Genomic DNA, 19917 nt, shown 5'->3' on the forward strand with positions numbered 1-19917 from the left:
CTGCGCGCCGCACGCCCCTAGCCGCCGCGCCGCGTCGCCGCGCCGTCTCCGCTCGCCGCGCCGCCAAACCCTGCGCCGCGCCTCTCCTGCCCGCTCGCCGCGTGCCATGTGAGGTCACTGAACGTCCCGTCAGGACGCTCAGTGACCTCACCCGTCAGCGACGGCGGTTCCGGTGGCGGCCTGTTCGAAGCGCCAGCGGACCACGGGCGGGTCGACGAACGGGGACGGGCCGGGCCATTCGCGCTCCTCGTAGCGGACCTCGAGGACCGCGGGGCGCGGGAGCGAGGCGACGGATGACGTGATCTCTTCCGCCGTGCGGGCGGTCGCGGTGGCGAGGCCGAGGGCGGCGGCGACCGCGCCGAACGCGTCCGGGACGCCGAGGGGCTGGCCGCCGGTGATCGTGTAGTGGCCGTCGATCAGCACGACCGTGAGGAGGTTCGGCGGCGCGAGGCCGGCGAGGCTCCAGAAGGAGCCGGCGCCCATCAGCGCCTCGCCGTCGCCGAGCAGGCAGACGACGTCGCGGTCGGGACGCTTCTCCGCGACCCCGAGCGCCGCGGCGAGGGCGGTGCCCATCGAGCCGCCCATGTAGAGGTGCGGGCCGTCGTCGCTCGCGGCGCGCAGCGCGGAGGTCGGAGTGCCGAGGGAGGACACGTAAAGCGCGTCCGGGCCCGCCGCGAGGACGGCGCGCACGATCGAGGTCGGGTTCATGCGATGTCCAGGATCGATTCGAGCACGATCGGGGCGAGGACCCGGGCGCCTTCGGCGGTGGCGACGGCACCGCGCGCGACCGTGCCGGCCTCGTCCGGGCGGGCCAGCGGGAACGGCTGCACGCCGAGCAGCTCGAGCACGCCCGCGGTCGTGCGGCCGAGCGGCATCTGCGAAGGGTTGCGCTCGCCGAGCGAGCCGCGCATCGAGAGGACCGCCGGGAATCCGAACCCGTACGGCACGACGAGCGACCCGAGCGCGTTCAGCGAGTTGCCGAGCCCGGAGCACTGCAGCAGCACCAGCGGCATGCCGCCGGCGGCGCGGTAGCCGGCCGCGAACCCGAAGCACTCCTCCTCACGCGTGAGCGTCCGGAGGGGGATGCCGCGCGTGACGAGCCGCTCGCCGATCGGCGCGAGTCGCTTGTCGGGCACCCACGCGGCGACCTCGACCCCCGCGTCGACCAATGCGTCCGCCAGAACCTCTTGCCAGGCCATTTGGTAATACCATACACACGAACGTGTCCGACGTCGTCGACCTCACTCGCGAACTCGTCGCGCTGAACACCGTCAACCCGGACCTGGAGCCCGGCGCGCCCGGCGAGCGACCCGCGGTCGAGCACCTCGCGGCACGCCTCGCCCGAAACGGGTTCGCGATCGAGATCGTCGGCCCACGCGCGCGCCCCAGCCTCCTCGCGACCCACCGCGGCACCGCCGCCGACGCCCCGTCGCTCGCCCTCAACGGGCACCTCGACACCGTCCCCGCGGGCGGGATGCGCGACGCCTTCACCCCACGCCTCGAAGGCGACCGCCTCTACGGCCGCGGCACGTGTGACATGAAGGCGGGCGTCGCCGCCCTGGTCGTGGCCGCCGAGCACGCCGCCCGCGCCGGCACGCGTGGGGATATCGTCCTCGCGCTCGTCGCGGATGAGGAGCACGGCAGCCTCGGCACGACCGCCGCACTCGCACGCCTCACAGCGCTCGCCGAGGCGGGCGCGGGCGGCGAGGCGGCGGGCGGCGTGGGCCGCACAGGCGGCGCGGGCCTTGCGGGCAGCGAGGAGGCGGGCGGCGCGGCCGGAGCCGGCGACGCGGGCGCGAGCGACGGCGGCGCGGGCCGCGCGAGCGCGGGCGGCGCCGGCGCGGGCGGCGACGGCCCGCCGGCCCGCGGCGGACGGCGGTTGCCCGCCGCGTGCATCGTCGCCGAGCCCACGTGGCTCGAGCTCGCCAGCGCCCATCGGGGGTTTGCGGTGGTCGAGGTGGAGGTCCGTGGGCGGGCGGCGCACTCCTCGCGGCCGCAGGACGGGGTGAACGCCGTCACCCACCTCGCCCGGGTGCTCGCGGGGGTCGAGGCGCGCGACGCACAACTCCGAGACGCCGCGCCGCACCCGCTGGCGGGTCATCCGTCGTTCATGGCGACGGTCGTCAGCGGCGGCACGGCGCCGTTCGTCCTGCCGGATCACGCGCGGGCGACGATCGAGCGGCGCACGGTGCCCGGCGAGCCGGCGGACGCCGGGAAGCGGGACGTCGAGGCGATCCTCGACGCCCACCCCGACATCGATGCCACGGTGACGCAGACGATGGCGCGGGAGGCGTGGCAGCTCGACGACGAGCACCCCGCGGTGCGGCACATCGTGGAGCTGCTCGGCGCGCCCGCACGCACCGGGTTTCCCTACTGGATGGAGTCCGCGCTGTGGGAAAACGCGGGAATTCCGGCGGTGGTGTGCGGACCGGCCGGTGGTGGTCTGCACACGGACGTCGAGTGGGTCGAGGTCCCGCAGCTCGAGGCCTACACCGAGACGCTCAAGACGTTGATCCCCGAGTTCACGAGCCGCTGACGGAACGCAGCTCGGGGTCGGCCTCGATCTCGGCGCGGCGGGCCAGGTATTCGGCGTCGTCGATCTTGCCCTTGGCGCGCTGCTCGTCCAGGCGGGCGAGCAGGGTCGCGCGGAAGCGATCGCGCTCGTCCGGCTTGAGGTCGAGACGCGCGCCGGCCAGGCGGCCGCGCTCCTCGTGGGCCGAGTCGGTGTCCCAGGCGACCGAGCTCTCGTGGTAGATCACGGGGATCTGCTCGCCGACGCGGGGCGTGAAGGACGCCGAGGTCACATGCATGGTCACGGAGGCCTCGAAGGACGGCTCGTCGGTCGGCTCGACACGCACGTGCGCGCGGTACGTCCCCACGGCCACGGTCGTGGGCGCCGTTCCCGGGAGCAGCTTGGTCACCCGCAGGATCGTCGCCGGCGCACGGCCCGCCTCCCCGCGCGCGAGCTTCTTCTCGAACCTGCCCTTCTTGCCCAACATGCCTCTCCCCCCACCGGACGAAAACGAGACCCTACCTCCGCACAGCCCGGCTGAGGGGACGATGAACCAAGTCGAGCAGCGCGTCGGCCACCAGGTCCGGCGCCTCCTCGGCCATGAAGTGCCCGCAGTCGACCGTCCGGTGCACGAGGTCCGGCGCCCACGCCCGCCAGATCGCCGCCGCGTCGTACCCGAGCGCCGCGCCCCAGTCCTGCTGCAGGACCGTGACCGGCATCGCCAGCTGCGCCCCGGCGTCGCGCGAGGCCTGATCGTCGGCGATGTCACTCGTCGCCGACGCCCGGTAGTCCGCGACGATCGACGGCACCGCCCCGCGGCACGCCGCCAGATACGCCTCGCGCACGTCCGCGGCAAAGGGCGCCTGTCCCCAGGCATCGAGGAAGTGACCGAAGAACGCGTCGGCGGTCGCGCCGATCATCGCCTCCGGCAGCCCGGCCGGCTGTGCCATCAGGTACAGGTGCCAGCCGACCGCCGCGCCCGCACCGCGCAGGACGTCCCACATGTCGAGCGTGGGCAGCACGTCCAGGCACGCCAGATGCGTGACGACGCCGGGATGATCGAGCCCCGCGCGGAACGCCACCAAGGCGCCGCGATCGTGCCCGGCGAGCGCGAACGACGAGAAGCCCAGCGCCGATCCCAGCGCGACGACGTCCGCCGCCATCACCCGCTTCGAGTACCCGTCCGCGGGCTTGCTCGACGCTCCGTACCCGCGCAGGTCGGGACAGATCACGGTGTGCGACGCGGCCAGGCGGGACGCCACGTCCCTCCACATCAGATGCGTCTGCGGGAACCCGTGCAGCAGCACGATCGGCGGCCCCGAGCCCGCGAGGGCGACGTGCAGTGACACACCGTCGGCGACCGGGACGCTTTCATGTTCGAAGAGATCCATGCCGCGCAGCGTGCAACCCGCCGATCAGCAACCGATCAGCTTCCAGGTGCTGGGGCCGATCGCGGCGTTCGCCGACGGCGAGCCCGTCGCCCTGAAGGGACCGATCCACAGAGCCCTCCTCGCCCGCCTGATCGTAGCCCGCGGGGAGGTCGTGTCCGTCGATCGGCTCACCGAGGACCTGTGGGCGAGCCCGCCGCCGCGCGCGGTCGGCGCGATCCGCACGTTCGTGGGGGACCTCCGCCAAGCGCTCGAGCCCGGGCGTGCGCCGCGCGCCCCCGCGCGCCTGCTCGTCACCGAGGGCAACGGGTACGCGCTGCGAAGCCACGACATCGACGCGCACCGCTTCGAAGACGCGGTCCGCCAAGGGCGCACCGACGCGCTCGCGCTCTGGCACGGCCCCGCGTATCAGGAGCTCGACGACTACGACTGGGCCCGCGCGGAGCGCGCCCGGCTGACCGAGCTGCGGCTGCACGCGGTCGAGCGCCGGGCCGAGGCACGGCTCGCGCGAGGCGCCGAGGTCGTCGCCGAACTCAGCGCCCACGTCGCCGAGCACCCGTGGCGCGAAGACGGCTGGCGTCTGCTCGCGCTCGCGCTGTATCGCGGCGGCCGGCAGGCCGAGGCGCTCGACGCCCTCCGCAGCGCACGCGCGAGCCTGCAGGACCAGCTCGGACTCGATCCCACGCCCGCCCTCCAAAAGCTCGAGCGGGACATCCTCAACCACGAGGACACCTCCATCCAGCGGGTCTGGGCGGACGCGACGGAGGCCTACGCGCGGACCGTGGGCGCCCCCGCCCGCCTCCAATCCACGATCGACCTGCTCAGGAAGCTCGCCGTGAGCGGCGGCCTCGAGGCCGCACGCACCCACCGGCTGGCCGCGATCCGCGCCGCGGAGGAACTGGGCGACCCGCAGCTGACCGCGCGCGTCATCGGCGCCTACGACGTCCCCGCGATCTGGATGCGCTCGGACGACCCCGAGCAGGCGGCAGCCATCGTCGAGGCCGCCGTGCGCACGCTGCCACACGTCGCCGATGCCACCACCCGCGCCCGGCTCCTCGCCACCATCGCGCTCGAGTCGCGCGGAACCGCCGACCGGCGAAAGGAGGCGAGCGAAGCCGAGGCGATCGCCCGCCGCCTCGGCGATCCGGCACTGCTGGCGTTCGTCCTCAACGGCGTCTGGATGCAGAGCTGCCACACGCTCGGGAACGCGCCCGCTCGCGATGTCATCGGCAAGCAGCTGCTGCAGCTCCCGCACCGGCTCGTCAGCTACACCGTCCTCGGCCACCTGATCCGGATCCAGGCCTGCTGCGCGCTCGGCGACTTCGCCACGGCTGACGCCCACGCCGAGGCGGCGAGCCGGCTCGAGCCCGAGCGCCCGCTGATCGGCGTGTTCACCGCCTGGTACCGCGCGCTCAGGACCGGCGACTACGGCCAGGCGACGAGCATGCTCGACGCCGCCGGGATGCCCGGCCTCGACGGCCTGGCCGCGCTCGCCGAGCTCTCGCTCGGCCGCCGCGATGACGCCGGCCCGTTCGAGCGCTGGATGCACGTCGATCCGCCGCCGGACCTGCTGCAGGAGGCGCTGTGGTGCATCAGGGCCGATCGCGCCCTCGTGGCGCGAGACGTCCCCGGGATGCGCCGCGCCCTCGCCAAGCTCACGCCCGCGAAGGACGAGCTCGCGGCGGGCAGCGGCATGGTCTCCTTCGGACGCGTCGACGCGCTCAGCGCTGCGCTGGAATCGGTTCGGCGGCGGGCGTAGGGGCAGACCGCGGCAGCCAGAGGCGGGCGAGCAGGAACGTCGCCGCCATCACCGCGGCCATGATGTAGAAGATCGTCTGCGTCGCCTGCGCGAACGCCAGCTGGACCTCGTGCGGAACGGCTCCGCCACCGGAGCCGCCGAACGACCCCGCCAGCTCCGCCGCCCGCGCACGCGGCACGCCGCTGTGGACCAGCGCCTCCGTGACCGTCGCGGTCGCGCGGTTGATCAGGATCGTTCCCAACACGGCCAGGCCGAGGCTCGCGCCGAAGTTGCGGCCCGTCTGCGTGATCCCGGTGACCTCGCTGTAGGCCGAGCTGGGCGCCCGGTTGACCGCGTCGGTGCTGGCCGGGCCGAGCATGAACCCCAGGCCGGCGCCCGCGATCGCGATGTAGATGGCCTGCGCGCCGAGCGAGAGATCCGTGAGCTTGCCCGCGAGCAGGAAGAAGCCGACGGCGCCGACCGCGCCGCCGAGCACGATCGTCGGCCGCGCGCCGCGCTTGTCGAGGATCCGCCCGCCGATCTGGGCGGCGATCACGAAGCCGAGGAAGAAGTAGAGGATGTACACGCCGGCCTCGCTCGACGAGAGCCCGAGAGCCGCTTGCGCGTACACGCTGCCGAAGAAGAAGAACGGCACGAACACGACTGACATCACTGCGAGGATCACGGTGTCGGCGGCGAACGCGCGGTCGCGGAAGATCGTCAGGTCGAGCAGCGGGTGCGGGCAGCGGAGCTCCCACGCGACGAACGCGACCGCGAGGGCCGCGCCGACGACGAGCGAGCCCCACGTCGCCACGGCGTCCCAGCCCCACTGGCTCGATTGCTGGAGCCCGAGTACGAGCAACCCCATCGCCCCTGACACGAGCACCGTGCCGCGGACGTCCAGCGGCGCCGGGCGGCGCTCGTCGTCCGGCTTGGAGCGCCAGATCAGATACAGGGCGATCAGCGCGACGGGGATGTTGATCCAGAAGATCGACCGCCACGTCCACTGTGTCAGGAACCCGCCGGCGAGCGGCCCGATCGCGGTCAGCCCGCCGGAGATCCCGAAGAACACCGCCATCGCGCGCCCGCGCTCCTGCACCGGAAACGCCGCGATCACGATGCCGACCGCCGCCGGGAACATGAGCGCGGCGAAGGCGCCCTGGGCGACGCGGAAGACGATCATCCACGCCGCCGCGACGTCACCGGTGGGCGTGAACCCGCACAGCGCCGACGCCGCCGCGAAGCCGATCACGCCGATGACCACCATCCGCCGGCGCCCGAGCACGTCGCCGAGCTTCCCGCCGAACGCGAACAGCGCCGACAGCGCGAGCAGGTAGCCGTTGATGATCCACTGCGACTCGGTCTGCGTGAGGTCGAGGTCCTTCTGCAGGTCGGGAATCGCGATCGCGACGATCGTCTGATCGATGAAGGTCATCGCGACGGCGAACACCATCGCCGCGAGGACGAGGCGATTGTTGTTCATGGGCCGCGCGACGCTACCGGCCCAAGATGAGGATCAGCCTCGATTGAACGGCGCGATCAGCGGATTCGTACTGTTGTAGATCCCGTCGGGGTTCGGGTAGTTCAGCCACAGGTGCAGCGTCACGAGGTCCGAGTGCCAGAACGTGAACGCGGCGCCACCGTCGCTCTTGGGCGCGCAGGCCTTCTCCTTCTTCTGCGGGACGAACGTCCCGTCGTCGTAGTGGCAGGCGGCGGGGAACGAGCCGTACGTCGCACCCGGGAGCGGCGCCTTGGCCGGCTTGGACGGGAACACCCACTCGGCCGCGACGAGTTGCGTGGCATCGCCGCGCTTGACGTAGACGAGGATCGGCGGCCTCTGGAGTGAGAAGTCCGTGACCGTCGGGTCCATGTAGTGGTACCCCATGTCCTTCATCATCGGCGTGATCTGGCGGCTCCAGCCCGCGGTCTTGGCGGCGTCGAGGCTGGTCGCGTACGGCGCGAGGGCGAAGCGTGCGTCCGCGACGTCCTTCGCCAGCTGCTTGGACACGTGACTGCCGCCGCCCATCGTGTGGCCGCTGTCGGCCCAACTGGAACCGATCGCGGTGGCGAAGACGGCGGCCGTCGTCACGACCACGGCCTTCAGGGGAGAGATCTTGAGCATCTCGCGACGCTAGATCGGTGTCCGTACGCCGACAATCCGGGGGCCCACCCTGAACATTGCGCCCGCTGACTGGGGGCGAGCGCGCGCACGACGTCCGGTGGGTCAGAGGCAGACCGCCGATGCCCGGCCCGAGATAGCCGCGCAACCGGTCGACGACCGCCGTCTCGGCCATGTAGACCGGGAGCGCCTCCTTGACCAGCACGTGCGGCCGAGGTCCGTCAACGGCAGGATCACCCGCACGCAGCGTGGTTCGTCGGTCCCGTTCGGGATGCAGCGGCCTCGGTCGGACTTCTACCGCCGCCCCGCGATGTTGCGGTAGAGCGCGGCCGGCAACGTCGCGTGGATCACGCCCTTCTTGGAGGAGAACTCCGCCCCGCAGGAACATGGGCGCGGTCCACCCACATCCGATGCTCACGGTCGTTACGAACGGCTGAACCGGTCACGCCGGCGCGTGACGCCCACGGCTCACGCGAGACGGGAACTGACATGTCGAAATCCATTCGTCTCGTGAGCGCGGCGGCCGCCGCGCTCACGGCCGCCGCCCTGCTCGCGGGCCCTGCGTCCGCGCACCCGCAGCGGTCCGCCGTCTTCGTCCAGACCGACGCTCCCGCCGGGAACACGATCGTCGCCTACGACCGCGCGCCCGACGGCAGCCTCACGCAGGCCGGGAGTTACGGAACCGGCGGGCTCGGCGGCGTGCTCGACGGGTCGGTGGTCGATCACCTGGCCTCGCAGGGCTCGCTCCAACTCGACCACAACCTGCTCTACGCCGTCAACGCCGGCAGCGACACGATCACGGTCTTCGCCGTCGACGGCGACCGCCTGCAGCGCCGCCAGGTGCTGCCGAGCTTCGGCGACTTCCCGGTCTCCATCGCCACCCACGGCAACCTCGTCTACGTCCTCAACGCCCGCCGCGGCGGGTCGGTTCAGGGCTACGCCCGCCTCGGCGGGATCCTCGTGCCGCTCCCCGGCACGCATCGCGCGCTCGGGCTGGACCCGAACGCCACGCCCGAGTTCACCCACACGCCGGGGCAGGTCGCCTTCACGCCCGACGGCGAGCACCTCCTGGTCACCACCAAGGCCAATACGAACGCGGTGATCGCGTTCGACGTCGACCGCCTCGGCGGGCTGTCGGCGCGTCCCACCACCACGGTCCTCGACGGCGCGGTGCCGTTCGCGGTCGACTTCGACGCGCGCGGGAACGTCGCGATCGCCGAGGCGGGCACGAATGCGGTCGCGACCTTCGCGGTCGACCGCCGCGGCTCGCTGCACCCGATCGCCCAGGCCGGCACCGGACAGGCCGCGACGTGCTGGATCATCACGGTCAACGGCCGCTTCTACCTGTCCAACGCGGGCAGCGCGACGGTCTCGGCCTTCGACGGCGCGTTGCGCCCCGTCGGCCTGACGAGCACGCGACCCGGCACGGTCGACGCCGCGGCCTCGAGCGACGGGCGCTTCCTCTACGTCCAGACCGGCGCGGCAGGCGGCGTCGATGCCTTCCGGGTCGCCCCGGACGGTGCCTTGACGCCCGCCGGCTCGGTCACCGTTCCCGGCGCGGCCGGCGGCGAGGGGATCGCCGCCGACTGATCGTCAGGAGTCGGCTGGAGCATGGTCGGTCCGACCGATGTGGTGCAGCCGCCAGTGACTCGGGCCGCCTGCGCTCGCGACGCGGCCCTCTGGGCCGTGAGCAGCGCGGGTGGCGCGAGACGCTGCGGATGCGCCGCAGCGGGCGCACCGGAATGCTCCAGTCGGCTCCTAGCGCACGGCGAGCACGCGGGCGGCCGCGTGCTCGTCGACGCGCACCCGCGGGATCAGCAGCCCGACGACGCCCGCCAGCAGCGCGACGCCGGCGCTCATCAGGAACGCGAGCTCGAACCCGGCGTTCGCCGGCCCGCCCGCGGCCACGTGGCCGGCGACGATCGAGGCGGCGACCTGCCCGCCCAGCGCGGCGCCGACGTTTCGGGCGATCATGTTCACGCCGGTCGCCTCGCCGGTCTCGTGCGGCTCGACGGCGGAGATCACGAGGTTCGGCAGCGCCGCGAACGCGCAGCCGATGCCGACGTTCAAGATCATGCCCCAGAGCACGATCAGCAGCGCGGAGTCGTGCGCCAGGGCCATGCCGAGCAGCCCCAGGGACGCCAGGACCGAGCCGACGGCGAGCGGCAGCTTGGAGCCGATCCGCTCACTGACACGGCCCACGATCGGCGCCGCGAAGAGCATCATCAGGCCGCCGGGCGCCATCAGCAGACCGGCCTGCGTGGCGTTCAACCCCAGGCCGACGTCCCCGCTCGACGGCAGCTCGGCGATCTGCGGGATCAGCACGAACGTGCCGAACAGGCCGAAGCCCACGAGCAGCGTCGCGATGTCGGTCATCAGGACCGGCGGGCGCGCGAGCGTGCGCATGTTGATCAGCGGCGCGTCGTGCCGCCGCTCGTACCAGACGAACACGGCGAGGATCACGGCGCCCACGGCCACCAGGCCGAGCGTCTTGTCCGAGCCCCAGCCCCAGTCGTTCGCGCGCGAGACCGCGATCAGCACGGCCGAGAGCCCGAACGCGAGGATGCCGGCGCCCAGGTAGTCGACCTTGCCGGGCGTGCGGACGGGCGACTCCGGCACGTACCGGATCGTCGTGAAGGTGGCGACCGCGCCCATCGCGGCGGACATCCAGAAGATCCAGTGGTAGCTCGCCTGGTCGACCAGCAGCCCGCCGAGCGGGAGGCCGATCGCGCCGCCGATGCCCGCGGTCGCACCGAGCAGCGCGATGCCCGTCGGGATCTTCGCGAGCGGGAACTCGTCGCGCACGATCCCGAACGAGAGCGGGAAGACACCGCCGCCCACGCCCTGCAGGACGCGGCCGGCGATCATCAGCGGCAGGTCGTTGCTCAAAGCGCTGACCACCGAGCCGAGCGCGAACGCGGCCAGGGACACCGCCAGGAACCGCTCCTTACCGAACATGTCACCGAGCCGGCCGAGCACCGGCGTGGCGATCGACGCGGCCAGGAAGTAGCCGCTGATCATCCACGTGATGTCGCTCGTCGAGACGCCGAAGGCGTGCTGCATCGCCGTCAGCGCGGGGATCACGGTCGTCTGCGCCAGCGCGAACGCGAGCGCACCGATCGCGAGGATCGCGAGCGTGACGTTGTGATGTTGTCGAGCGGGATGTTCGTTCATGACCCTGACTACGTTCGAAACCGGAGGAGGCCCTCCACATTAGCGAAGTGGACGGTCCCCTCCGGTTCGGCCTACACGAGTCTTCACATGACGGGTTCGAACCGCTACGGCGTCGTGGTGGACAGCGTGAACGTCAACGTCTTGGCGTAACCGCCGGTACGCAGGGCGTCCTTGGTGCCGATCGGCTGCTTGAGGCCGATCGCGACCTCGTCGTTGGAGACCGGTCCGGCGTAGGTGAGCAGGGCGAGCAGCGTGCCCGAGACGGCGCCGTACGCGCCGCCGTTGGCGTTGATCTGCAGCGCGGCAGGCAGCGCGAACGTGCCGTTGACGAGGTGGCCCGGCGCGACCGCGCTCGCGTCGGAGACGCTCAGCGCCGCGTCGCCCGCCGTCGAGGTGACGGTGGCGGTGGTGGCGGCCAGATAGTCCTTGGCCACACCCGCGATGAACGGCGCGAACGTCGCCGGCGCGCCCAGCACCAGGCCGAGCTGCGCGGGAACGAGGCCGTTGACGCCCCCGCCGGCGGTCACCTGGTCGGTGCGGGTGGCGATCGAGCCCGGCGAGCCGGTCGCGTCGCCCGCCTTGAACGCGCCGTTGCGGCCGACGACGCTCAACGCGGAGATCGCGCCCGACGCACCCGCGGCGTTGTCGAACGAGAAGTACGTGGTGGACGCGCCGAACGTCACGCCGGTCACGCGGTTGCCCGCGGCGTCGAACAGGTTCACGGCGTCGCCGTCGGTGCTGAGCCCGATCCCGGACCCGCTGTAGGTGCCGATCTGGAACCCGGTCGGAACCGCGCCGCCGAACCACGCGGTCTTGAACGCGTCGGCCTTGGCGGTGTCGCCTTCGATGAAGATCACCGACCGGCCGGGAGCGATCGACGACACGCCGTTCAGGGCGATCGCGGAGGCGAACGCGTTGGAGCTGTCATCGACCTTGAAGCCGGTCAGGTCCGCGGCGCCCGGGCCGACGTTGGTGACCTCGAACCAATCGGCGCCGTATGGGCTGTTGCCGCTGGCCCATGGGGCGACCTCGGTGACGCGCAAGGCCGGGGCGATCGCGCCCGGTGAGCCCGTGGCGCCGCCCACGGCATACGCCCCGCCTCGGCCGGCGACGCTGAGGCCGCCCGCGTTGGTGTCGAAGGTGACGAACGTCGTCGCCGCGCCGAACGTGACGCCGGTCACCCGCACACCCGCGGCATTGAACAGGTTCACCGCGTCGCCGTCGGTGCTCAGCCCGATGCCCGAGCCGCTGTAGGTCCCGACCTGCACGCCGGCGGGCGGCGACCAGAACGCCTTGAAGGCCGCGACCTTGGCCGCGTCCCCCTCGAGGAAGATCACAGACTCGCCGGGCGCGATCGAGGACACGCCGTTCAGCGCGATCGCGGACGCGAACGCGTTGGAGCTGTCGTCGACCTTCCAGCCGGTCACGTCGACCGCCGTCGCGCCCTTGTTGGTCACCTCGAACCAGTCGGCGCCGTACGGCGAGTCGCCGCTGCTCCAGGACGAGACCTCGGTGACGGCGAGGCCCGCCGGCGCGGCCGTCACGGTGAGCGTGAACGGGGCGCTCGTGGCGTCGGGCGTCGCCCCCACGCTCGTGTCGTCGACGGTCACCGACACCGTGAAGGACGCGCGGTTCAGGGCCGTGCCGGCCTTCAGATAGAGCCCGGACGCGTCGACCTCGAACGAGCCGGCGTCCGGCCCGGTGACGGCGAGCCCATTCGTGCCCAGGCCGTCGTCGGCGACGGTGACATCGGCGACCTTGACGCGCGTGGCGGTGCTCGCGTCGGCGGCGATCGAGCCCGAGCCCGGGTTCAGCGTGACCGCGGTCGGCGCGGCGTTGACGCCGGTCGACGGCGCGTAGACCCACAGCTGCGGCTGGTTCGCTCCCCCGCCGCCCTCCGACGCCACGTAGAGGCGACCCGCGCCGTCGACCGCCACGCCTTCGTGCCCCTGGTCAGGGACCGACAGCGGGTTGCCCGCGTCGCCGGTGATCGTCAGCGCGCTCGACACCATGCCCGCCCGGTTGACGGCGACGATCCTGCCCGCCTCCTGGGAGAGGACCAGCAGCTGGTCGGCGTCCACGGCGTAGACGTCGGAGAGGTCCGGGAGCCCGAGGAGCGTCGGGTTGAAGAGGTTGACCGAGTTCTCGGTCGTCGCCGAGCCGTTGGTCGCCGTGCCCGCGACCCAGTCGATACCGGTCTGGAAGATCCCCTCGGGGTCCTTCTCCTTGACGAGCACGAAGGTGCCGTTGGTGCGGTCGTATGTCAGCCCCTCGATGCCGACGTTGCCGATCGTCGTCCCCACCTTCACGCTCTGCACGGCCGCGCGCGTGAGCGTCCCGCCGGCCGCGTAGGTGAACAGGTTCACGCGCCGCTCGCGCTCCTCGGAGAGGACGAACTTCCCGTCGCCGATGTAGGCGATGCCCTCGGTGTCGTCGAAGGCGCCGGCAGCGAGCGTCATCGTGTTGATCAGCTGGCCGGTCTTGGACACCTGCGCGACCGCGGTGCCCTCGTCGCCGACCACGAAAAGCGTGTCCGTGTCCCAGTCATAGGTCACCGCCGACGCCTCAGACGCCTGCGGGTTGGGGAGGTCAAAGCGCCCGACCCGCGTGTAGGTCGAGAGATCGAGACCCGCCGCGTGGGCGGGTCCGGCGAGAAGTGCCGTGAGGAGCACGGCGAGAGCGACGACGCGTGACATGGGCGCCGACCCTATGGACGCTCCGGCGCCGCCTTGTGAACGAGTTGTTCCCAAGGCGGCGCCGCGGACCCCTACGGTTGGGTCGTGGACAGCGTGAACGTCAGCGTCCGGGTGTAGGCACCCGTGCGCAGCGCGTCTGTCGCGTCGATGTGCTGGCCGAACGCGATCGTCACCGGATCGTTGGAGGTCGGGCCGGTCCAGCTGGCCTTGCTGAAGCTCACCGTCAGCGGCGAGGGCAGCGTGAACGCGCCGTTGGCCAGGTGGCCGGGGTCGGACACGCTCAGCGTGGCATCGCCGGCGGTCGAGGTCACGCTCGCCGTGGTCGACGCGGTGTAGTCCTTGGTGATGCCAGGCGTGAAGGCGCCGAACGAGGCGGGAGCGCCCAGCGTCAGCGCGAGCGTCGCCGGCACGGTGCCGCCCACGTCGCCGGACGCGGCCGAGAACGGATAGAAGGCGCTGCTCGCGTTGTAGAGCGCGTCGCCGCTGTAGGTGGCGGTGATCCCCGCGCCGTTCGTGCTCGACACGGCGAGCGTGGCCTTGCCGCCCACGAGCGCGACCGGCGAGCCGATCGGCGTGCCGCCGGCGGAGAACTGCACGGTCCCGGACGGCGCGACCGGCTCGTTGGTGCCCGGTGTGACGGTCGCCGTCACGGCGTTCCCCGACGTCGTCAGCGCGACCGATGTCTGCCGGAACGCCACGCCCGCGGCGTAGTCGTGCAGCAGCTTGCGCCACGTGTACCACTCGTGGCCGCCGTCGATGGTGTCGTCGATGAACGGCACGCCGTTGTCGGTCAGGCGCTGCTCGAGCGTCGCCTTGGAGACGGTGATCGAGTCGAAGCGCCCGCCGCCGACGACGAGCCCGAGCCGCGTCTTCAGATCCGGGTTGGCGTACAGCGGCGAACCCGCCGCGGGCGCCCCGCCGGTGCCGATGCTCCACGTGGCGAAGTACCCGAACGCGGTCGTCGCGTTGAAGATCAGCTGGTTCGCCCGCGAGCCGCCGGCCGACAGGCCGCCGAAGGCGCGGTCGTTGGCGTTGTGCGAGACGTTGAAGTTCGCCTCGATGAACGGGATGACCCGGTTGAGCACGTCGTTCTGGTAGCCGACGTTGCCGTTCGGAAGCCCGTTGAAGTTCGTCGACACGACGACCGCCGGCTGCATCTTGCCCGCGGCGATCAGGTTGTCGATGATCCGGCCCGCGACGCCCTGGGTGAACCAGTCCGCCTCGACGCCGCCGGCGCCGTGGGAGATGTAGAGCGTCGGGTACGCGAGCGCGCGGTGCGCGTCATAGCCGGGCGGCGTGTAGACCGCCACGTAGTGCTGACCGACCGGGTTGGTCGACTCGGGATCGTTGTACGTGAGGTCCGTGACCGTGCCGTGGACGGCGTTCGGGGCCTCTTGCGAGAGGTCCTCGGTGCCGAACGCGGGATCCGAGGGGACGTAGACCTGGCTCGTCGGCTCGACCGCCCCGGTGGTGACACCGCCGACCGTGTTGAACGGCGGGTTCGACGGATCGGAGATCTCCGTGCAGCCCGGCAGATTCGGCGCCGCCGCGTCGCAGTTGCGGTAGTAGCCGTACGTGTAGGTGCCGGATGGCATCGGCGTCGTGTAGGTCCAGACGCCGTCGGCACCCTTGGTCATGTCGGCGACGGGCCAGTTGGCGGCCGCGCCGTTGTTCGGGTTGGCGATCGGGAAGTCGCCCACCTTCCACTGCGACGGCAGCCGCCCGGCTGACGTGGTCGTGGTCGTGTCGGCGGCGCTGGAGAAGAACCACTCGCCGCGGATCCGCATCCGCGTCGCCGTCGGGTCGGAGATCCGGAACGTGACCGTGTACCCCGTCGGTCCTGTCCCGGTGTGCGTGACCTCGGGTGAGACCACGTTCTGCGCGTGCGCGGGTGCCGCGAACGCGAGCGCTGCCAGCGCGCCGAGGCCGGCGCGCCTGAATACGTGCAACGTGCTCCTCCTGCAGTGAGAGACGAGCGCCGGCCGCCGAAGCGGCCGGCGCGGGGAGAGCGACCCGTTACGGCTGGGTCGTGGAGAGCGTGTAGGTGAGCGTCTTGCTGTAGCTGCCGGTGCGCAGCGCGTCACCCGAGCCGATCGACTGCTTGAAGGTGATCGACACGGGGTCGTTGGAGATCGGGTACGGCCACGTGAGCAACGTGAGCGGCGAGCCGCTCAGCGCCGCCAACGCGCCCCCGTTGCCCGCCGGGCTGGTCGCCGACGCCTGCAGCGCCTGCGGCAACGCGTACGAGCCGTTGACCAGATGGCCGGGAGCCGTGGTCGACGGGTCCGACACGCTCAGCGTGGCATTGCCCGCGGTCGAGATGACGTTCGCGGTCTGCGTGGCCGTGTAGTCCTTGGCCAGGCCGGGCGTGAACGGCCCGAACGCCGCGGGAGTGCCGAGCGTCAGCGACAGCGTCGCCGGCACATCGCCGCCGACCGTGCCGGACGCGCCGCTCCCCGCCGGGATCGGCGTGGTGGACGCGCTCAGCGGCAGGTTCGCCGTCGCCGAGGAGTCACCCACCCAGATCTGGCGGCTGCCGTAGTTGTCCACCCACTGCTGTGACGTCTCGTCCCAGTACTGGAAGGAGCGCTGGTCCAGCGTGATCGTCACGTGCTTGGTCTGGCCCGGGTCGAGCGAGACGCGCTCGAACCCGCGCAGCGAGCGCACGGCCTGCTGGATGCCGGCGTGGCTCGCGCCGGCGCCGACATAGACCTGCGCGGCGTCGTCACCCGCGCGCGACCCGGTGTTGGTGACGTCGAAGGAGACGTCCACCGTGCCGTTGAGCTTGGGCGCCAGGCTCAGGTTCGAGTACCCGAACGTGGTGTAGGACAGGCCGTAGCCGAACGGGACCTGCGGCGTGATGCCGAGCTTGTCGAAGTAGCGATAGCCGGCGTAGATGCCTTCGCTCTCGACCGTGCCCGTGGCCGCGGCGCACGTGGCACCGCTGCCCGTGATGACCGCGCACCCGCCGTTGCCGTTCAACCGCTCCGGATGGCGCCCACCGGGTGAGCCCGGATACAGCGCGCCGGCCGGCTCGTTGTAGCCCCAGATCGTGTCCGTGGCGTTCTTCGGCCAGGTCAGCGAGGAGTGCCCGCCCGGGTTGGCGAGGCCGAGCAGCACCCGCGCGGTGGCGGTGCCGCCCTCCTGGCCGGCGAACCACATCTCCAGCACCGACTTGACGTTGTCGAACCACGGCATCAGGACCGGGTTGGCGGTGTCGAGCACGACGATCGTGTTCGGGTTGGCCGCCGCGACGGCGCTGATCAGGTTGTTCGACGCCGCCGAGAGCTGCGTCGGGGCCGAGATGGTCGTCCCGGGATGGTCCGGGTCGGGCGTGGTCGAGACCGCGCCGACGCCGTCGTTGACGAAGACGATCGCCGCCTTCTTGCCGCGCGCGGCGGCGGCTGCGTCGTCGATGTCACCCTGCGTCCGCGAGTAGGCGAAGCGGAAGCTCGCCGCGGCGGAGGTGTCGTTGTTGAACGTGATCGTGATCGGGTGGAACCCGGCCGTCAGCGCGCCCGCGCTGAACGTGCGGTTGGTCAGCAGCGGCTCGGTGTAGCCCGCGTTGGTCGGGGTACCGGGCGTCGTGGCGCCGTAGACGTTGGCGGCATTGGCCAGCGTGCGCGCGGTGCCGTCGAAGTTGACGGTCACGTTGGCGTTGGCGACGCTCGCGCTCTGCTGGAACGCGAACGTGTACGTGTCCGCCGTCGGCACGTAGATGTAGCCCGTCCACGAGTAGCTCCCCGGGGCGAGCTGGCCGGCGGCCGAAACGCTCGTGAAGTCCAGCGACGAGTCGTTGCCCGCGCCCGGACCGGTGCGGGCGAGGTTGCCCGTGACGGCGGAGTTCGAACGCGACAGCGCGCTCGACGGGACCGGATAGCCGGTCGGGTCGTTGGCCGGGGCGAACGTGAAAGCCCCCGGCTTGCCGCTGTACTCCTTCAGCTGCTGCAGCGGGTTGACCGCGTTGCGGTCGATCATGCCCGTCGAGGCCTCGTTGGTCGGGTCGGCGACGGTGTGATTGGCGTTGGCGCCGGTGACGAGGACGTCGCCGTCGTTCAGCCCCGACGCGACGAGCGGGAGACCGGAACCGGTGTTCTTGAGCAGGGTCGCGCCCTCCTCGCTCATCCGCTCCACGATCGCCGCGTCACCGTTCTTGGTGCCCAGCACCGGCGTGCCGGAGGTCGAGCCGACCGGCAGCGGAGCGGTGCCCGTGCGGTCCGTGCCGATGCCGCCCGGGTTGGTGCACGTCGAGGCGACCGGGGTCTGGTCGCAGCCGAGCAGGCCGAAGCGCTGCTCCTGGTAGAGGATCCGCGCCAGCGACTGGTTGAAGACCGCCAGCGGCATGGTGCCGTTCATCACGGCGTCCACGAGCTTGCAGCCGTTGGCCGGGCAGTTCGGGCCCGGGATGCCGCCGGCGTGGGTGGCGCCCGGCACCGAGCAGTCGACCTTGACCTGGTCCGCGCCCGTCCCCATCAGGCACGTGCTGCCGGTCGGGTCCGTCGCCGGGTTGCCGGTGTCGGCGCTGAAGAAGCCGGTCTGCGTCGGCATCTCCTGGTCCTCGCCCTGGAGGATGCCGGAGGTCGAGTGCGTGGCCGGGTAGTCGGAGCCGATGAACGCCTGCGAGTGCCACAGGTCGCGCAGCACGTACTGCATGATCAGCGGCTGCTCGCACGCGAAGTGCGACTCGTTGAGCGGCCACGTCGCCGGCACCAGGCCGGACTGGAACGGGCTCGGCTGTGTCAACGAGGACACGCTCGTCGGCAGATGCGTCGAGGTGTCGCGGAAGATCTGGTACGAGCACATCGTCGCCGCGGCCTTGCCGTCCACGAACCCGCCCTCGTACGGCAGCAGGTAGTTCTCGTGCAGCGGCTGGTCGGAGATGTCGGTGTTGACGTTCTGGTTCTGGCCGTTGTAGACGGCGAAGTGCTTCATCTGTGACATCGTCCCGACGCCCTGGATGCCGTTGATCTGGCTGGCGACCAGCTCGTGGCTCAGGTACGGGTCCTCACCGGTGGTGGTGAGGTTGCGGCCCCAGTTCGGGAGCCGGTCGAGATCGGTCTGCGGGCCGAACAGGCCGGTGACCATGAAGGAACGCGACTCCGTGCCCTCGGTCTGGCCCCAGGCGTTGCCCAGGCCGCGGTCGAACGTCGACCCGAGGGCCATCAGCGTGGTCGGACCGGTCGAACCGCGGGCGTTCGGTCCGGACGTGTTCAACACGCCCTGAGCGTCGGTCCAGCAGATCGGCGCGATACTCGGATTGGTACCCGTCGGAGCGCTCACGGGCCCGACGTTGTGACAGGCCCCGTTCGGCCCGTCGTGCAGCAGCTTGGACGCGTTCGCGAGCTGATCTCGCGTCGGCGGATTGCTCGGCTCGAGCTGATGGATCAGGTCCAACACCACCGACGTGTACGGGGCATTGGCATCGACGGCCGGCGACTGTTTCGCGGCCGGCAAGGTGACCGGGAACGAATAGGGCGGAACCTCGGCCGAAGCGCCACCTGGTAGCGCGACGGCAACCGCCATCGCGGACGTGGCGAGCGCGAGGCTTGCGCGCACGGCAAAACCCAACCTGGACTTCCTCTCCCTCGAGGGCCGTGGTGACACGGACTTTTGCGCACGCTATGACGCGATAATCACTAAGTCAACGTCTTTTTGGAAACAGCGCACTCATAATTCACGCCCAGATCATGAGAAGAAATCGGTAAGAGCCGGTCACTCGACGCGGACGACGAGGCGATCGACGATCTCCTCGGGGGTCCAGCTGCGCCGCAGCACGAGCTCCACGCGGCCCGTGCCGCGGATCCGGAAGCGGAGCCGACGCCTGCCGGCGGCGCCGATCGCGGCGCCGTCCGGCAGTACGAGCTCGTCGTCGAGCCGCTCGAGCGCGGGGTCGACGGCGACCGGGTCCCAGCGGTACCCGGTCGTCGCGTTCTCGTCGATGGCGATCGTCAGGACGTCGCCCACGACCGACACCGACGAGCTCGCGCTCGCCGCGACCTCGACGCGCGCCTCAGCCACCGCAGCCGCAGCCGCCCTTCGAGGCCGAGGGCGCGGCGCCCATGGCGCCGCTGGGCATAGCGCCGGCCTCGCCGGCGCCAACGTCCATCGCACCGGCCGGCATGTCGCCGGACGCCGCCGGGGCCGCGGCGGCCATGTCGCCGCCGGGCATCTCGCCCGTCTGCTCGGAGGCCTGCATCTCGCCGCGGGGCATTTCGTCCGCCATCGTCATCTCCTTGTTCACCGAGTCTGCCACTTGTGCCACAGCGCGTTGTCCGTGCCGCGCACGAACA

Annotated in this window: 14 protein-coding genes and 1 pseudogene; 3 read left to right on the forward strand and 12 right to left on the reverse strand. The window is 71.7% G+C overall.

All coding sequences use genetic code 11. The features are described 5' to 3' along the window. Window positions 1–147: 147 nt before the first annotated feature. Both G569_RS60030 and G569_RS55635 read right to left on the reverse strand, forming a co-directional pair. Entirely contained in the window at window positions 148–708 is a 561-nt protein-coding gene (locus G569_RS60030; RefSeq protein ID WP_053227710.1) for a thiamine pyrophosphate-dependent enzyme, read from the reverse strand. Continuing rightward, window positions 705–1199, reverse strand: coding sequence for a thiamine pyrophosphate-binding protein (locus G569_RS55635; RefSeq protein ID WP_053227711.1), 495 nt, complete (start codon window positions 1197–1199; stop codon window positions 705–707). Before G569_RS55635 ends, G569_RS60030 begins: the two co-directional genes overlap by 4 nt. A 23-nt stretch (window positions 1200–1222) precedes the next feature. Here G569_RS55635 and G569_RS60035 point away from each other — a divergent pair, with 23 nt between their 5' ends. Further along, window positions 1223–2536, forward strand: coding sequence for a M20/M25/M40 family metallo-hydrolase (locus tag G569_RS60035; RefSeq protein ID WP_028067576.1), 1314 nt, complete (start codon window positions 1223–1225; stop codon window positions 2534–2536). On the opposite strand, the gene G569_RS0140075 is transcribed toward G569_RS60035, so the two are convergent. After that, window positions 2523–2999 (reverse strand): SHOCT domain-containing protein, encoded by a 477-nt coding sequence (locus G569_RS0140075; RefSeq protein WP_028067577.1) that lies wholly within the window; start codon window positions 2997–2999, stop codon window positions 2523–2525. The two genes, G569_RS60035 and G569_RS0140075, sit on opposite strands and share 14 nt — an antisense overlap. A 31-nt stretch (window positions 3000–3030) precedes the next feature. Next, a complete protein-coding gene (locus tag G569_RS0140080; RefSeq protein WP_037502544.1) occupies window positions 3031–3903 on the reverse strand; it encodes an alpha/beta fold hydrolase in 873 nt (290 codons plus the stop codon). Between G569_RS0140080 and G569_RS0140085 the strand changes: the two genes are divergently transcribed. Then, the gene (locus G569_RS0140085) at window positions 3902–5659 is read left to right on the forward strand and encodes an AfsR/SARP family transcriptional regulator (protein ID WP_037502547.1); all 1758 of its coding nucleotides are present in this window, start codon (window positions 3902–3904) and stop codon (window positions 5657–5659) included. The genes G569_RS0140080 and G569_RS0140085 overlap by 2 nt on opposite strands. Here the strand turns inward: G569_RS0140085 and G569_RS55645 are convergent. Together G569_RS55645 and G569_RS0140095 are read right to left on the reverse strand one after the other, a co-directional pair. Continuing rightward, window positions 5622–7121 (reverse strand): MFS transporter, encoded by a 1500-nt coding sequence (locus G569_RS55645; protein ID WP_064750568.1) that lies wholly within the window; start codon window positions 7119–7121, stop codon window positions 5622–5624. The genes G569_RS0140085 and G569_RS55645 overlap by 38 nt on opposite strands. Before the next feature lie 33 nt (window positions 7122–7154). After that, window positions 7155–7760: a hypothetical protein gene (locus tag G569_RS0140095; protein WP_028067580.1), complete on the reverse strand. Its 606-nt coding sequence runs from the start codon at window positions 7758–7760 to the stop codon at window positions 7155–7157. A gap of 486 nt (window positions 7761–8246) precedes the next feature. Here G569_RS0140095 and G569_RS0140105 point away from each other — a divergent pair, with 486 nt between their 5' ends. Next, entirely contained in the window at window positions 8247–9347 is a 1101-nt protein-coding gene (locus tag G569_RS0140105) for a lactonase family protein (protein ID WP_028067582.1), read from the forward strand. Window positions 9348–9515: 168 nt separating this feature from the next. Here G569_RS0140105 and G569_RS55650 read toward each other — a convergent pair whose 3' ends face one another. From G569_RS55650 to G569_RS64310, 6 genes and pseudogenes are all read right to left on the reverse strand, one after another. Further along, entirely contained in the window at window positions 9516–10931 is a 1416-nt protein-coding gene (locus G569_RS55650) for an MFS transporter (RefSeq protein WP_053227712.1), read from the reverse strand. 104 nt (window positions 10932–11035) lie between these two features. Beyond that, a complete protein-coding gene (locus G569_RS60040) occupies window positions 11036–13627 on the reverse strand; it encodes an SdiA-regulated domain-containing protein (protein WP_053227713.1) in 2592 nt (863 codons plus the stop codon). 71 nt (window positions 13628–13698) lie between these two features. Then, window positions 13699–15576 (reverse strand): alpha/beta hydrolase-fold protein, encoded by a 1878-nt coding sequence (locus tag G569_RS0140130; protein WP_028067583.1) that lies wholly within the window; start codon window positions 15574–15576, stop codon window positions 13699–13701. Between the two features lie 67 nt (window positions 15577–15643). Further along, window positions 15644–19183, reverse strand: coding sequence for a glycoside hydrolase family 3 C-terminal domain-containing protein (locus G569_RS0140135; RefSeq protein WP_084286237.1), 3540 nt, complete (start codon window positions 19181–19183; stop codon window positions 15644–15646). A 156-nt stretch (window positions 19184–19339) separates the two neighbouring features. Next, complete coding sequence (locus G569_RS55670) at window positions 19340–19645, reverse strand: protease inhibitor I42 family protein (RefSeq protein ID WP_037502553.1); 306 nt, start codon at window positions 19643–19645, stop codon at window positions 19340–19342. After that, window positions 19638–19917, reverse strand: a pseudogene (locus tag G569_RS64310) (hypothetical protein); the annotation flags it as partial. The pseudogene G569_RS64310 and the gene G569_RS55670, both read right to left, overlap by 8 nt.

The organism is Solirubrobacter soli DSM 22325 (assembly GCF_000423665.1).
Lineage (GTDB): Bacteria > Actinomycetota > Thermoleophilia > Solirubrobacterales > Solirubrobacteraceae > Solirubrobacter > Solirubrobacter soli.

What these genes read in the sequence shown, in the direction of transcription:
- G569_RS55645 (WP_064750568.1), bottom strand. Translation starts at nt 7,121, where the DNA reads ATGAACAACAATCGCCTCGTCCTCGCGGCGATGGTGTTCGCCGTCGCG.
- G569_RS55635 (WP_053227711.1), bottom strand. Translation starts at nt 1,199, where the DNA reads ATGGCCTGGCAAGAGGTTCTGGCGGACGCATTGGTCGACGCGGGGGTC.
- G569_RS0140080 (WP_037502544.1), bottom strand. Translation starts at nt 3,903, where the DNA reads ATGGATCTCTTCGAACATGAAAGCGTCCCGGTCGCCGACGGTGTGTCA.
- G569_RS0140075 (WP_028067577.1), bottom strand. Translation starts at nt 2,999, where the DNA reads ATGTTGGGCAAGAAGGGCAGGTTCGAGAAGAAGCTCGCGCGCGGGGAG.
- G569_RS60040 (WP_053227713.1), bottom strand. Translation starts at nt 13,627, where the DNA reads ATGTCACGCGTCGTCGCTCTCGCCGTGCTCCTCACGGCACTTCTCGCC.
- G569_RS60030 (WP_053227710.1), bottom strand. Translation starts at nt 708, where the DNA reads ATGAACCCGACCTCGATCGTGCGCGCCGTCCTCGCGGCGGGCCCGGAC.
- G569_RS0140105 (WP_028067582.1), top strand. Translation starts at nt 8,247, where the DNA reads ATGTCGAAATCCATTCGTCTCGTGAGCGCGGCGGCCGCCGCGCTCACG.
- G569_RS55650 (WP_053227712.1), bottom strand. Translation starts at nt 10,931, where the DNA reads ATGAACGAACATCCCGCTCGACAACATCACAACGTCACGCTCGCGATC.
- G569_RS0140095 (WP_028067580.1), bottom strand. Translation starts at nt 7,760, where the DNA reads ATGCTCAAGATCTCTCCCCTGAAGGCCGTGGTCGTGACGACGGCCGCC.
- G569_RS0140085 (WP_037502547.1), top strand. Translation starts at nt 3,902, where the DNA reads ATGCCGCGCAGCGTGCAACCCGCCGATCAGCAACCGATCAGCTTCCAG.